The sequence below is a fragment of the Phenylobacterium sp. LjRoot225 genome (assembly GCF_964252855.1).
GTDB lineage: Bacteria > Pseudomonadota > Alphaproteobacteria > Caulobacterales > Caulobacteraceae > Phenylobacterium.
In genome coordinates this window covers 281511-295873 of record NZ_CAXUPL020000002.1, presented here as the reverse complement: position 1 = coordinate 295873, position 14363 = coordinate 281511, and the positions used below count along the sequence as shown (strand labels likewise).

General features: G+C 69.7%; 10 protein-coding genes. 8 read left to right on the top strand and 2 right to left on the bottom strand.

All coding sequences use genetic code 11. From position 1 onward, the window contains the following. Positions 1-326 precede the first annotated feature (326 nt). From ACSQ2B_RS11640 to ACSQ2B_RS11620, 5 genes are all read left to right on the top strand, one after another. Positions 327-2843: a TonB-dependent receptor plug domain-containing protein gene (locus tag ACSQ2B_RS11640; RefSeq protein WP_436049985.1), complete on the top strand. Its 2517-nt coding sequence runs from the start codon at positions 327-329 to the stop codon at positions 2841-2843. After that, positions 2833-3543, top strand: coding sequence for a gluconate 2-dehydrogenase subunit 3 family protein (locus tag ACSQ2B_RS11635; protein WP_436049983.1), 711 nt, complete (start codon positions 2833-2835; stop codon positions 3541-3543). The genes ACSQ2B_RS11640 and ACSQ2B_RS11635 overlap by 11 nt, the downstream gene beginning before the upstream one ends. A 9-nt stretch (positions 3544-3552) precedes the next feature. Continuing rightward, positions 3553-5325, top strand: coding sequence for a GMC family oxidoreductase (locus ACSQ2B_RS11630; RefSeq protein WP_436049981.1), 1773 nt, complete (start codon positions 3553-3555; stop codon positions 5323-5325). Then, the gene (locus ACSQ2B_RS11625; RefSeq protein WP_436049980.1) at positions 5322-5693 is read left to right on the top strand and encodes a c-type cytochrome; all 372 of its coding nucleotides are present in this window, start codon (positions 5322-5324) and stop codon (positions 5691-5693) included. The genes ACSQ2B_RS11630 and ACSQ2B_RS11625 overlap by 4 nt, the downstream gene beginning before the upstream one ends. A 158-nt stretch (positions 5694-5851) precedes the next feature. Continuing rightward, positions 5852-6961, top strand: a complete 1110-nt coding sequence (locus tag ACSQ2B_RS11620; protein ID WP_436049978.1) for an alkene reductase — start codon at positions 5852-5854, stop codon at positions 6959-6961. A gap of 85 nt (positions 6962-7046) precedes the next feature. Here ACSQ2B_RS11620 and ACSQ2B_RS11615 read toward each other — a convergent pair whose 3' ends face one another. Next, the gene (locus ACSQ2B_RS11615; RefSeq protein WP_436049976.1) at positions 7047-9383 is read right to left on the bottom strand and encodes a TonB-dependent receptor; all 2337 of its coding nucleotides are present in this window, start codon (positions 9381-9383) and stop codon (positions 7047-7049) included. A gap of 520 nt (positions 9384-9903) precedes the next feature. On the opposite strand from ACSQ2B_RS11615, the gene ACSQ2B_RS11610 reads away from it, so the two are divergent. Genes ACSQ2B_RS11610 through ACSQ2B_RS11600 form a run of 3 tightly spaced genes read left to right on the top strand, consistent with a single transcriptional unit; the run spans position 9904 to position 12861 of the window. After that, positions 9904-10845: an IS481 family transposase gene (locus ACSQ2B_RS11610; protein WP_436049975.1), complete on the top strand. Its 942-nt coding sequence runs from the start codon at positions 9904-9906 to the stop codon at positions 10843-10845. 31 nt (positions 10846-10876) lie between these two features. Continuing rightward, positions 10877-12466, top strand: coding sequence for an FAD-binding protein (locus ACSQ2B_RS11605; RefSeq protein WP_436049973.1), 1590 nt, complete (start codon positions 10877-10879; stop codon positions 12464-12466). Next, complete coding sequence (locus ACSQ2B_RS11600) at positions 12463-12861, top strand: 4Fe-4S dicluster domain-containing protein (protein WP_436049972.1); 399 nt, start codon at positions 12463-12465, stop codon at positions 12859-12861. The genes ACSQ2B_RS11605 and ACSQ2B_RS11600 overlap by 4 nt, the downstream gene beginning before the upstream one ends. Here the strand turns inward: ACSQ2B_RS11600 and ACSQ2B_RS11595 are convergent. Then, positions 12858-14246, bottom strand: coding sequence for an amidase (locus tag ACSQ2B_RS11595; RefSeq protein WP_436049970.1), 1389 nt, complete (start codon positions 14244-14246; stop codon positions 12858-12860). The genes ACSQ2B_RS11600 and ACSQ2B_RS11595 overlap by 4 nt on opposite strands. Positions 14247-14363 lie beyond the last annotated feature (117 nt).

The following is a 14363-nucleotide window of genomic DNA, read 5'->3' as shown; positions in this document are numbered from 1 at the left end:
CTATCGCCAAACCATCGATATATGGAGTTGGAAAATATAGACTTGTGACGAGATGATTTCTGGTCAGATAAAGGTTTAATTATTCTCATTTCCCGGCTGTCATCGTTTCACTCATAGCTGAATCTGCTATTCAGCGGGGGGTGAATGATGGCTTCTGAACGCATCTATTGAGTTTTGAAATAGTTCTCCGGCTGACTTCGGAGATTTGACACGTCGTCGCCCGCGGCCTGCGCCGGTCTGAGGCGACCTTCGGCCCATTCCTGTGGGTGCAATCCGGCGTCGCCTGAGCGGCCGCCGACAAGAAATCGCGGACAATGAAACAAGGATTGAGACGCCGGGACGCTGGCGCGATCGGCGGCGCGCTGTTGACCGGCGCGGTCGCGTGGACGCTGGCCGCGGAGCCGGCCCGAGCGGAGGCCGCGGATGTCGCCGCGGCGACCGCCGCCGAGGCCGCCGTGTCGCTCGACACCGTCATCGTCACCGGGGTGCGCGGGGCGGCGCGTACGGTGGCGGACAGCCCGGCGCCGATCGACGTGATCGGGGCGCGAGACCTGCAGTCCAGCGGCCGCGCGGAGCTCGGCGAGGCGCTGGCCAGGCTGCTGCCGTCGTTCAACTTCGGCACCAACCAGGCCGGGGTGAACTCGATCTCGCGGCCGGTGAGCAACCGGGGCCTGGGGCCGGCCTACACCCTGGTGCTGGTCAACGGGAAGCGCCGCCACAACAGCTCCATCCTGACGAACGGCGGCGGCGACAGCAGCGGCGTCAATCCCGTCGACTTCGACCTGATCCCGGCCAGCCTGGTCTCCCGCATCGAGGTGCTGAAGGACAGCGCGGCGGCCCAGTACGGTACCGACGCGGTTGCGGGCGTGGTCAATGTCCAGCTCAAGTCCGGCGCGCGCGGCGGCCATTTCGCGGTCACGGGCGGCAGCCTCTACAGCGCGCACGGCGACCCTTGGACCTACAAGGTCGAGGGCGACTTCGGCCTGCCGCTCGGCTCCGACGGTTTCATCCATTTCAGCGCCGACGCCAAGCAGCGCGGCATGGCCTGGTGGAACCGGCCGGCGACCAACACCATCATCTATGCTCCGGCCTCGAACCCGAAGAACGCGGCCTGGAACCATGACGGGGCGCACAACGGCGACCCCGAAATCAAGGCGCTCAACCTCGCCTACAACGCCGAACTCCCGCTGAGCTCGGACCTGACGCTCTATTCGTTCAGCACCCTCGGATTCCGCAAGACGGTCATCGGCAACAACTTCCGCCGGCCCGGCGCGGTCGGCGAGCTGGCCAGCTTCCAGGTCCTGTTCCCCGAGGGCTACTATCCGCTCAACAACACCCGCGAGCGGGACCTGCAGATCGTCGGCGGCGCACGCGGCGCCTGGTCCGGCTGGTCGTGGGACCTGAGCTCGTCCTACGGCAGGAATCGCAATCACCAGTACAGCGAACTGTCGATCAAGCCGGACCTTGGCCCCACCTCGCCGACCAAGTGGCCCAACCTGGCGACCTTCCAGTTCGAGCAGTGGACGCAGAACCTCGATGTGACGCGCCCGTTCGAGGTGGGGCTCGCCAAGCCGCTGCAGGTCTCGGCCGGCCTGGAATACCGGGTCGATAAGTTCTCGACCTTCGCCGGCGATCCGCTGGCCTACACGCTGAGCAGCTACATCATCCAGCCGGGCGACCAGGAGGGCGACGCCAATGTCGGCAAGCTGGCGGCCAGCGGCGTTCAGGCCGCGGTGGTGCTCTCGCCCGATGACGAGGTGCGCCTGACGCGCGGCGTGGTCGCGGCCTATCTCGACCTGGGCCTCAATCCGATCGAGGCCTGGTACGTCGGCCTCGCCGCCCGGGGCGAACACTATGATGACGGCTCCGGGAACGCCTGGAGCGGCAAGGTCAACTCCCGCTACGACATCACCTCCAGCTTTGCGGTCCGCGGCACCTTCGGCACGGGCTTCCGGGCGCCGTCGCTGTCGCAGATCGGCTACGCCCAGACCGACAACCGCACGGCCCTGATCGGCGGCGTGGTCACGCCCAGCCTGTCGAAGGTGGCGCGAACCACATCGGATCTGGCGCGTGCGCTCGGCGCCACGGACCTGCGGCCGGAGAAGTCCTGGAACGCCGGGCTCGGGTTCGTCTGGCGGCCGACGTCGACGATCAACGTCACGCTCGACGCCTATCACGTGCGCATCAAGGACCGGATCCAGCGGACCGGCCTGCTGTTCGGCCCGTCGGTGACGCCGATCCTGCTGCAATTCGGACTGACGGGGACGGAGAAGCTGCAGTATTTCACCAACGCCGTGGACACCCGCACGAACGGGGTGGACCTGGTGGCGGACACCACCCACGACCTCGGCGACTTCGGCTCGGTCACGTTGACCGCAGCCTTCAACTACAACAAGACCAAGGTCACCCAGGTCGCGGACGCCCCCGCCGTGCTGTCGAACCTCGATGCCGCCGCCGGCTCGTCCTTCTTCGGCCATGACCGGATCGGCGATCTGACCGTGCTCAATCCGAAGACCAAGCTGATCCTCTCCGGCCGCTGGCGTCGCGGGCCCGTGGCCGTCAGCCTGCAGACCACCCGCTATGGCGCCTACACCCTCTACCAGAACGCGCCCGCGCCCGACGTGCGCTACGGCGCCCAATGGATCACCGACCTGGACGTCGCCTATCAGGTCACCGACAGCCTCACCGTCTCGGTCGGGGCGAACAACCTGTTCAGCGTGCGCACCGACACGGTGACCGACACCGCGCCCTTCGCGCCGAAGACGGGCACCGGCTACTACGGGCCGGCCCCTTACGCCCCCAGCGGCGGCTTCTACTACGGGCGGGTCTCCTATGACTTCTGAGCGCAGCCGGCGGGGCTTTCTCACCGGCGCGGGCGCGATCGCCGCCGCCGCCGCCGCCCTGGCGGCGCCGGCTCGCGCGGCGGCGTCCGAACCGCCCGCGCCGGCCGCTGCGCCTGCGCCGCTGCCGGAGCCGGCGCTGATCCTCAACGCCACCGAGATGGCCTTCGTCACGGCGGCGGTCGACGCCTTCATTCCCGCCGACGAGCTCTCGCCCTCGGGCAGCGCCTGCGGCGTGGCGGTCTTCATCGATCGCCAGCTGGCCGGCGCCTATGGCGCCGGCGCGCGGCTTTACCGGGATGGCCCCTTCCTGCCGGGCAAGCCGGAGCACGGCTACCAGCTGCCGCTCACGCCGCTGGAGTTCGTCCGGGCAGGCATCGCCGCCGTCAACGACTGGACCCGAAAGACCCACGGTAAGCCCTTCGACGGCCTGGGCGAGGCGGACCGCGCCGCGGCGCTGAAGACGCTGGAGGCCGGCCGCGCGACGCTCGTGGGCGTCGACGGCGCGGCCTTCGTCAGCAACCTGCTGGAGCTGGCCATGCAGGGCTTCTTCGCCGACCCGATCTACGGCGGCAATCGCGACAAGGCGTCGTGGAAGATGGTCGGCTACCCCGGCCTTCCTGCCACCTACGCCGAGGCCATCAAGACCTATCGCGGCCGACGCTTCGACGCCGAGCCCCAGTCCATCGCCGACTTTTCCTGAGGCCCGACCATGGTGACCCGTCTGCCGGAGGTCGACGCCGTGGTGATCGGCATGGGCTGGACCGGCTCGATCATCGCCCGCGAGCTGACCCGCGCCGGGCTGCAGGTGGTCGGCCTGGAGCGCGGACCCCGCCGCACGCCGGAGGAGGACTTCACCCTTCCCGGTATCCGCGACGAGCTGAAATACGCGGTCCGCCAGGAGCTGTTCCAGGATCCGCAGACCGAGACGGTGAGCCTGCGCCACGCTTCATCGGAGACGGCGCTGCCGATGCGCCGCTTCGGGGCCTTCCTGCCGGGCTCGGGCGTGGGCGGCGCCGGCGCGCACTGGAACGGGATGCACTGGCGCTATGCGCCGATCGACCTCGAGCTGCGCAGCCGCCTGACCGAACGCTACGGCCGCAACGCCATTCCCGACGAGATGACCATCGCGGACTTCGGCGTCAGCTACGACGAGCTGGAGCCCTACTACGACCGCTTCGAGAAGCTCTGCGGCGTCTCCGGCAAGGCCGGCAACCTGCGGGGCCGAAAGATCGCCGGCGGCAACATCTTCGAAGGCGCCCGGCGCAACGAATTTCCCAACCGGCCGCTGCAACAGACGCTCGCCGGCGAGCTGTTCGCCGCCGCCGCCGAGCGCCTGGGCTTCCATCCTTTCCCGATGCCGGCCAGCAACGCCAGCGCCCCTTACGTCAATCCCGAGGGGCTGCGGCTGGGCGCCTGCGTCTATTGCGGCCACTGCGAACGCTTCGGCTGCGAGGTGAACGCCAAGGCCAGCCCGAACACCACCGTCCTGCCGGTGCTGAACGCCGACGCGCGCTTCAACCTGCGCGACCACGCCTATGTGCGAGACCTGGTCTATGACCGGCCCGCGCGGAAGGTCAGCGCCGTCCGCTACGTCGATACGCGCAGCGGCCGGGAGTACGAGCAGCCGGCGGGCCTGGTGATCCTCGGGGCCTACGTCTTCAGCAACACCCTGTTGATGCGCGTCTCCGGCATCGGCGAGCCCTACGATCCCCAGACGGGGAGGGGCGTGGTGGGCAAGAACTACTGCTACCAGGTGGGGGCCGGGGTGCAGGTCTTCGTCGAGGACAAGGCGCTCAATCCCTTCATGGGGGCGGGCGCGCTGGCTACGGCGATCGACGACTTCAACGGCGACAACTTCGACCATGGCGGCCTGGGCTTCTTCGGCGGCGCGGTGATCTCGGCCACGACCGGCGGGGCGCGTCCGATCCTCTCGCGCCCTGTGCCGCCGGGGACCCCGCGGTGGGGGGCGGAGTGGAAACGCGCCACGGCGAAGTGGTACGGCCGCAGCTTTTCCATCGGCGCCTCGGGCGCCAGCTATGCGCACCGCGAGAACTACCTCGACCTCGATCCCAACTATCGCGATGCCCTGGGCCGTCCGCTGGTGCGGATGACCTACAATTTCCGGGAGAACGACCGGCGGCTGGCGGCCCATGGCGCCGAGGTCGTCGAGCGCATCGCCAAGGCGGTCGACGGCGGCGTCGTAGCCCGCTCCCGCGGCCCGCTGGGCGACTTCCACGCCACCCCCTATCAAAGCACCCACAACACCGGCGGGACCATCATGGGCCGTGATCCGAAGACCAGCGTGGTCAACCGCTACCTGCAGGCCTGGGACGCGGACAATCTGTTCGTCCTCGGCGCCTCGGTCTTCCCGCAGAACGCCAGCTACAATCCGACCGGCACGGTGGGCGCGCTCGCCTACTGGGCGGCGGACGCCATCGTCGGCCGCTATCTCAAGCGCCCGGAAGCCCTGGTCCAGGCATGAGGCGGGCGACGAGTCTGGTCCCGTGGGCGGCGCTGGTTCTGGCGCTCGCCGGCGCAGGAGCGGCGGCGGCCGGGGATGTGCGCCGTGGCCGCGAGGTCTACGCCGCCTGCGCGTCCTGCCACGAGCCGGGCTTGAACGCGCTCGGGCCGCCGCTGAAAGGCGTGGTCGGGCGGACGGCGGGCACGCTCGAAGGCTTCCGCTATTCGAATGCGATGCGGCGGTCGGGGATCGTCTGGACGCCGGAGACTCTGAGCCGCTTCATCGCCGATCCGCAGGGGCAGGTGAAGGGCAACCGCATGCCGTCCTCGGGTCTGGCGAACGCCGCGCAGGTCGACGATCTCGTCGCCTATCTGCAGACCCTGAAATAGCCGCGTCCTCGATCGAGGACGCCGGCGGCGAGGCCCGGAGCCGTAGCCATCGACGGCCGCTATGACGGCTCCTGATCTGGAGGATCAGGCGAACTCGTTTGTCGACCGGATTGCTGGACCTTAGGCGTCGAGGACCATCTCAATCGGAGGGTCGTTCGGTGGCTCTGTTCCAACCCGGTCGCATCGGCGCGATCACCACGCCCAACCGCCTCGTGATGGCGCCCTTGGGGCGCGCAAGGAACGAGATCGAGAGCCGCGAGGCCCAGGCCCGCACCGAAACCTACTATGTGCAGCGGGCGAGCGCTGGCCTGATCGTGTCGGAGGCGACCCATGTGTCGGCCTTCAGCGTCAGCCGTCCGGGAACCGGCGCCATCCACACCGCCGGCCAGGTGGCCGCCTGGGCGAGGGTCACCGAAGCCGTCCACGCCGCGGGCGGGCGGATCTTCCAGCAGCTCTTCCATCTCGGCCGCAAGGCCGATCCGGACCGGCTGCCGGGCGGCGCCTTGCCGGTCGCCCCCTCGGCGGTGGCAGCCCTCGGCGAACTGTCCACGCCGACCGGAAAGAAGCCCTTTCCGACCCCGCGCGCGCTGAAGACGGACGAGATCCCCGGCGTCGTCGCCCAGTTCCGGCAGGCCGTCGCCAACGCCCGCGCGGCCGGCTTCGACGGGGTCGAGATCCACGCGGCCAACGGCTTCCTGATCGACCAGTTCCTGCGCGACAGCGCCAACCGGCGCACGGACGCGTACGGCGGATCGGTCGAGAACCGCGCCCGCTTCCTGCTTGAGGTCGTCGACCAGGCGATCGAGATCTTCGGCCCCGAGGGCGTCGGCGTGCGCCTCTCGCCGCACGCGACCGGCGACGGCCTCGACGACTCCGACCCCGTCACGCTCTACGCCCATGTCGCCCACGAGCTGCAGATCCGCGGCGTCGCCTACCTGCACCTCATCGAGCCGGACGCCGTCAAGGCGGGCGACCGGCTGGCGCCGCGGCTGCGGAGCCTGTTCACCGGCCCCTTCATCCTCGCCGGCGAATTCGATCGCGACAGCGCCGAGCGGGCGATCGCCGAGGGGCGGGCCGACTTCGTCGCCTTCGGACGGCTGTACATCTCCAACCCTGACCTCGCGGAACGCTTCCGCCGCAGGGCGCCGCTCAACATGCCCGACGTCGCGACTTTCTACGACGGCGGCGATGTGGGCTACATCGACTATCCGTTCCTCGATCCGGCGGTCGGGACGCCTGCGGGTCCGGTGGAGCGGATCGGCGCCTGAGAGCCATGGCCGCCGATCCTGCGCCCGCCAGTCTGGACGAAGCGGTTCAGCTGTCGGACTGGGATCCGCGGTGGAGCCGGCACGCTCAGAAGTCGGCGCTGAGGGTGACCTGCACCGTGCGCGGCGGCCCGGGCCGATAGGTGGCCGCTCCGGCGGTCACGGGGTTGATCGTGCCCAGGTAGGTCTTGTCGAAAATGTTGTCGACGTTGAGCCGCGCGTGCAGCCGCCCCAGCGGGCCGGCCTCGGTCCCGCCCAGGTCGAGATAGGCGTTCCAGATCGTGTAGCCGTCGACGGACTCGGTGTTCAGATAGTTGCCGAAGCGCGAGGAGATGTGGCGGGCCGAGACGTTGAGGATCGCCCAGGGCGTGGCTTCGAAGGTGGCGCCGGCTTGCGCGGTCCATTCCGGGAAGTCCGGGACCGTCTTGCCGGAGATCGCGAAGGTGGCGAAGTCGTCGCGGAAGGTCGAGACGTTGTAGCCGAGGTTGGCGTTGAAATAGAGCCGGCCGTCCAGCAGGCCGGGCTTCCACTGGCCGCTGAACTCGGCGCCGTAGGCCTCCACCCGGCCGACGTTCTGGTAGAAGGTCTCGACCTGGGTGCTGCCCGGCACGATGGCGGCGAAGGGCTGCAGCCGGTTCTGGAACTCGGTCCGGTAGGCGGTCAGCGAGGCGTTGAACGTCGCCCGATTGGTGCGCACCCCGATCTCGTAGTTCTTCGCCCGCTCCGCCTTCGGCCCGGGCGCCGCGGGGCTCGCCGCCGAGAAGATGTCGTCGGCGCCGCGGGGCAGGGACATGGCTTCCGAATAGGAGGCGAACACCTGGTCGCGGCTGTCGAAATTGTAGACCAGGCCGACCTGCGGCAGGAAATTGTCGGTCCAGTTCGCGCGGATGTCCGGCCGCCGCCCGGCGATGAAGTCCTGCGCGTTGCGGGCGCCGCCGATGTCGTAGTCGAGGCCCAGCGAGCGGAAGCCGAGCTCCACCTTCAGCCGGTCGTCGAGCAGCTGCAGGGTGTCCTTGGCGAACAGCTCCACGATGGTGCGCATGGAGGTGTAGTTCGCCTGCAGGTGCACCGGCTCGTTCAGCAGCGGCGAGCCGGCGGGGTCGCCGTTCGTCATGTTGTCGCGCTGCCGCAGGCGATGGTAGCGGTCGCGCTCGAACCAGACGCCCGCCTGCAGGTGGTGGACCCCGATCGTCCGGCTGAGGTTCGCGGTCACGCCCTCGCGGTCGCCGTCGATCTTCGACAGGCCGTACTGCAGGCCGCGCGGCGCCGTGAGGCCGGGAACGACCAGGCGCTGGTTGTTGTAGGCCGCGAGCGATGTGGCGTAGGCCTCCGGCGAGACGCCGTAGCCGCTCTTGTCCTCGTAATAGGTGGTCGCCGAAAGCTGCGTCTCGCCCAGCGGCGCGCGCAGGGTCAGGGCGTAGAGGTGGTCCTGGCGGTTGTTGATCGCGAACCGGTAGTAGTTGCCGTAGAGCGGGTTGGAGAAGGGCACGCCCGCGGCCGTCTGCGGCAGGGACTGGGCGGTCGCCGGCGAGCCGGGCGCGCCCGGCGTCGGCACATAGTCGATATAGCCGAAGTCGCGGCCGCTGCGGCCGAAGACGTCCCCGACGGTCCCGGCGAACTGGCCGAGCGTGATCGCCGGGGAGTCGAAGTCGGCGTATTTGTTGTGCACGGTCTTGAACGTCAGGTCGATGTTCTCGGCCTGGTAGCGGACCTTGCCCTCATAGTGGTCGCGGCGGAAATCGCCGGGCCCGCGCCAGACGTCGCCGCGGATCAGCGAGGCGCTGGCGAACGCCGACAGGCCGCGGTGCTCGCCGGTGTCGAGCCGCAGGAAGCCGCGCCGCAGGTCGTAGCTTCCCTGGCTGTAGCTGGCGTGGGCGCCGAAGTTTTGGGAGGGCTGGCGCGTCACATAGTCGACGATCGGCCCCAGCGACGTATAGCTCGGCCGCGAGACGTCGCCTGCGCCGGGCGAGGCGGTCACCCGGTCCAGGTTCTCGTTCTCGACGTAGCGGTAGATCGGGCTGCCGCCGAACTGGTCGGAGCGGCCCATCGGGATGTCGTCGAGCAGGAAGCCGATCTGCTGGATGTTGAAGGCGCGGATCGAGACCGAGTTGCCGAATTCATAGAGGCCGAGCGGATCGTTGGCCTGCACGTTGAAGCCGGGCAGGGACTCCAGCATCTTCAGCCCGCTGATGCCCGCCGGCGCTGAGAGCAGCGCCTGGCGGGTGATGGAGATCGTCGCGGTGGGCTGGTCGGTGCCGATCGCCGTCCGCGCCTCCGAAAGACGCGAGCCGGTAACGACGACCTCGTCGACGACCGGCTGGGTCTGGGCGAGCTGGGATTGGGCGAGCGCCGGTCCCGCCGTCAGCAGGGACGCGCCCGCCAGCAGACTGCGCAGCGACGCTGCGCGCGAGATAGATAAGGCCATTGAAACCCCCAAGTCCGAACCCGCCCGCCCATGGTCCCGGGCGGGTCATGCGGACGGCTCAGCCGAACCGCTTCAGGTTGAGAGAGCCGACGTGATCGCCATTTCGAAGAGAAGCGAGATGTTTCAATGCGTCATATTTGGGGTTCTGGAGCGCAGCCGTGACGGTTGGCGCTTTTCTCAGCTCGGCGGCCCAGAGCTGGAGATCGACCGACCGAAACCTGCGCAAACGAACGGAGATCTGAGCGCCGCCTACGGCAGGACGAAGCTGCGGTCGTAAACGGTCGAGATGTCGATGTGGCGGGGGATCACGCCAACAGGACCGAGTGATCGGGCCGCCGCCCAGGCCAACGCCCCTAGGCTGCGATTCCACATCAGGCGCGCCAATGACGCCTATGAAAACCCATCGTTATTTCTGCGCGCCATGGCGGCCTAAGTGTCGAAGCTACGAAGGTTGTTCACCCGGGGAGGGGTCTGAACGAAGCTGGGGTTGCAACACTCCACTTCCACCGGAACTCCCCGGATGAACGTCCATAAGAATGCGCGGCTGACGCCGCGTGGTCGAGCCCTGATGGTGTCTCGGATCGTAGATGAAGGCTGGTCGGTGGCAGCTGCGGCGGAAGCGGCTGGGGTCTCGGTGCGGACGGCCCGCAAATGGGTGGGCCGGCGTCGTCGGGGGCCGAGCGAAGACTTCACCGATCGCAGCTCGGCGCCCCGACGATGTCCGCGCAGGACGTCGCAACCGCGGGTGATGCAGATCGAGCAGCTGCGCCGCCAGCGGATGACCGGGCCGGCGATCGCCCAGGCCCTGGGCATGGCGCGCTCGACGGTGGGCGTGATCCTTCGCCGGCTGGGGCTGGGCAAGCTGACGGCGCTGGAGCCCCGGCCCGAGGTGATCCGTTACGAGCGCTCGCGACCCGGCGAGATGATCCATCTCGACATCAAGAAGCTCGGCCGCTTCGACGTGGAAGGCCACCGCATCACCGGCGACCGCCGTAAAGGCGCATCCCGGGGAGCCGGCTGGGACTTCCTGCACGTCTGCGTCGATGACGCCTCGCGCCTGGCCTACACCGAGATCCTGCCTAGCGAGCGCAAGGAGGACACCACGGCCTTCCTCGAGCGCGCCCTGGCCTGGCTCGCCCGCCACGGCGTCACCGTCGAACGGGTGATGACCGACAACGGCTCGGCATATCGCTCCAAGCTCTTCGCCAAAGCCTTGCAGACCGCCGGCGCGCGTCACGTCCGAACCCGCCCCTACACGCCTAGGACCAACGGCAAGGCCGAACGCTTCATCCAGACCAGTCTGCGCGAGTGGGCCTACGCCAAGCCTTACGGCTCGTCGGCGGAGCGATCAAAGGCCGTCGGACCCTGGACCGACAGCTACAACCTCACCCGACCCCACTCCGGCATCAAAGGCTTCACCCCCTGGCAGAGGGTGAACAACCTTCTTGGTAACGACACCTAAGGAACACTCCGACAACGTGTCGAAGGCGGTCATGAGCCAGCTGGAATTGGAAGCCGACGTGCTGATCCTCGGCGGCGGCATGGCCGCGGCCTGGGCGGCGATCTCGGCGGCGCGCGAAGGCGCCTCGGTGGTGCTCGCCGACAAGGGGTTCGTCGGGACCAGCGGGGTGACCGCCACCGCCGGGCCCGGCCATTGGTGGGTTCCGCCAGCCCAGCGCGAAGCGGTGATCGAGAAGCGCTATCAGACCGCCTACGGCCTGGCCGAGAAGGCCTGGATGGAGCGGATCATCGACACCACCTGGCGGACCCTGCCGCAACTGGCCGCCTATTATCCGTTCAGCGTCGACGGTCAGGGCCAGACCTACTATCCGGGCGTGCGCGGACCGGAATATCTGCGCGCCCTGCGCCGGTTCGCCCTGGCGAGCGGGGTGCGGATCCTCGACCAGCATCCGGCCCTGGAACTGCTCACCCACCCGGACGGTTCGGCCGCCGGCGCTGCGGGTTATGCACGGCTGGACCGGCGCGCCTGGCGGGTGCGCGCCGCAGGCGTCGTCCTGGCCACCGGCGGCTGCGCCTTCCGCTCGGGTCTGATCGGCAGCCACACCAACACCGGCGACGGCTATCTGATGGGGGCGGAGGCCGGGGCGGAGCTGTCCGGGATGGAGTTCTCCGCCATCTACACCCTGTCGCCGGCCTGGTGTTCGACCCGCACTCTGCCCTACACGGCCGCCCGCTTCTTCGACGCCGAGGGGCGCGAGCTCGACATCCCGCCGCCGCTCGCCGACCGGGCGCATCATCAGGCCCTGGCCGCCGCCATGCTCGAAGGCCCGGTCTATGCGGATCTGGCCGAGGCGCCCGCCGCGCTGAAGCCGATCCTGCGCCGGATCCAGCCGGCCACGGTGGCGCCGTTCGAGCGCCGCGGGGTCCGCGTCTTCGAGGACCGCTTCGAGGTCAAGCTGTTCGGCGAGGGCACCATCCGCGGCACGGGCGGCCTGCGGGTCGTCGACGAGGACTGCCAGACCACGGTGCGCGGCCTGTTCGCCGCCGGCGACGCCGCCACGCGCGAGCTGATCGCCGGGGCCAGCAGCGGCGGGGGATCGCCCAATTCCGCCTGGGCCCTGACCTCTGGCCTGGCCGCCGGCGCCGGGGCGGCGCGTCTGGCCCGGCGCGACGGGCGACGCGCGGGCTCGCGGGCGCTCTCCATGGGGCGAGCCGGTCTCAGACCGTCGGCGGCGGCCGCGCCGGTGGACGAAGCCGCGGCGATCCGCACGGTGCAGGCCGAGATGCTGTCCTACGACAAGGCGCTGTGGCGTCGCCGCGAAAGCCTGGAGGCGTCGCGCGCCAGGCTGGATGCGGCCTGGACGGAGCTGGCCTTGCTCCGGCAGGCCCAGGGTCTGGACCAGGTCGCCGCGCGCGAGACCGCCGCCCTGCTGGCGACCGCGCGCTGGTCGACCAACGCAGCCCTGGCGCGCAACGAAAGCCGCGGCCTGCACTTCCGCGCCGACGCGCCGGAGACGTCGCTGGAGGGCGCGCGCCGACTAGTCGTCGGCGGTCTGGACACCGTCTGGACCCGCTACGAGGCGCCGGCCGGGCGGCCGCTCGCCGCGGAGGCCGCCGCATGATCGCGCACATCTTCGAAGACCTCTGCACCGGCTGCAACGACTGCGTCAGCGCCTGTCCGACCCATGTGCTGGACGCTTCGACGGACGGCGGGACGCCGGTGATCGCCCGCCTGGACCAGTGCCAGACCTGTTTCATGTGCGAGCTCTACTGTCCGACCGACGCCATCTTCGTGGGCGCCGACCAGACGGGCCCCGAGTCCATCGACCCCGAGCAGGTGAGAGCCTCCGGCCTGCTGGGCCAGATGCGCCGGGACCACATCTGGGACGCGCCCGACGGCGATCTCGCGCCGCTCGAAGAATACTGGCGCCTCGGCCCCTTTCTGCAGGAGGGCGCTCGGACGGCGGCGGAACGCTATGCGCGCCAACATCCGCCGCCGGCGAAGGAGGGCGCCTAGCTGAGCGTCGGCCACGCGCGCTGCGCCGGACGCAGGCGCTCGTAGGCGCGGGACAGTCGCAGCACGCCCAGGTCGTCAAACCGGCGCCCGACGATCTGCAAGCCGATCGGCAGGCCCTGGGCGGTGTAGCCGCAATTGATCGAGGCGGCCGGCTGCTCGGTCATGTTGAACGGAACCGTGAAGCCGATGTGCTCGAAAGGCCGGGCCGGATCATTGGTCGGGGCCGGCAGTTCCGCGTCGAAGGCCGGCATGGGCGCGGTCGGCGAGAGCACGAAGTCGAAGGGCTGGAAGGCCTTGGCGCCGGCCTCGCGCATCTGCTGGATCTGGTTGAAGCCGCGATAGACCGACAGGCCGTCGGCGCCCTTCGCGGCCCGCGCCCAGGCGTCGATGAAGGGCAGGACGCGAGACGCCCTTTCGGGCGGCAGGGCGCTGATGTCGTTCCAGGACCGTGTGCGCCAGAAGAGGTCCAGGCCGTCGACCATCTCGCGGGTCAGGAAGGGCGCGAACGGCTCGACGATCGCGCCCTGGGCCTCCAGAAGAACCGCCGCGGCGGTGACCGCCGCGACCACCTCCGGCTCGGGCGCCGCGCCGGCGCCGGCGTCCAGCATCAGGCCGATGCGCAGGCCGCGAAGGTCGATGTCCAGCGCCATCCAATCGATCTGCGACGGCGGCAGGCTCATGTAGTCGCGCCAGTCGGGGGCGCAGAGCACGCTCATCATCAGGGCCGAATCCGCCACGGTCCGGGTCATCGGCCCGGCGCACCGGCCGATGTAGGGCGGGTCGATCGGCACGCGGCCGTTGCTCGGCTTCAGGCCATAGATCCCGCACCAGCCCGCCGGAAGGCGGATCGAGCCGCCGATGTCGGTGCCCAGGTGCAGCGGGCCGTAGCCGGCGGCGGCGGCGGTCCCGGCGCCGGCGCTGGAGCCCCCCGGCGTCTTGCTGAGATCCCACGGATTGCGCGCCAGCTTGTGGAAGCTCGACAGGCCCGAGGACAGCATGCCGTAGTCGGGCACGGTGGTCTTGCAGAACAGCACCGCGCCGGCCTCGCGCAGACGCGCCGCAGGCGGGGCGTCCGCCGGCTCGGGGCGCGGGTCCGTCGCCGCGGTGCCCTGGTGGCGGCCGACGCCCTTGGTGGCGATCAGCTCCTTGATGGTCACCGGAACGCCGTCGAGCGGGCCCTGGGGTTCGGCCCGGGCCCAGCGCGCCTCGGCGGCGCGGGCGTCCGCCAGGGCGGTCTCGGCGTCCAGCGCCCAGGTTGCGTTGAGCCGGGGCTCGAGGGCCTCGACGCGCGCCAGCACGGCGCTGATGACCTCCACCGGGGAGACCGACTTGTCTCGATAGAGGTCGATCAGGTCCAGGGCCGGCAAATCCGCCAGGTCGGTCATGACAACTCCGGTAAGCGTAACGCGAACGCCGCAGCGTACCGAACGGCGCGCGCTGTCGCGAAGACGTTTTCCGCCCGCTCCGCCCCCGGGCTCGGCTAAAAGTCCAGCGCTGCAGAT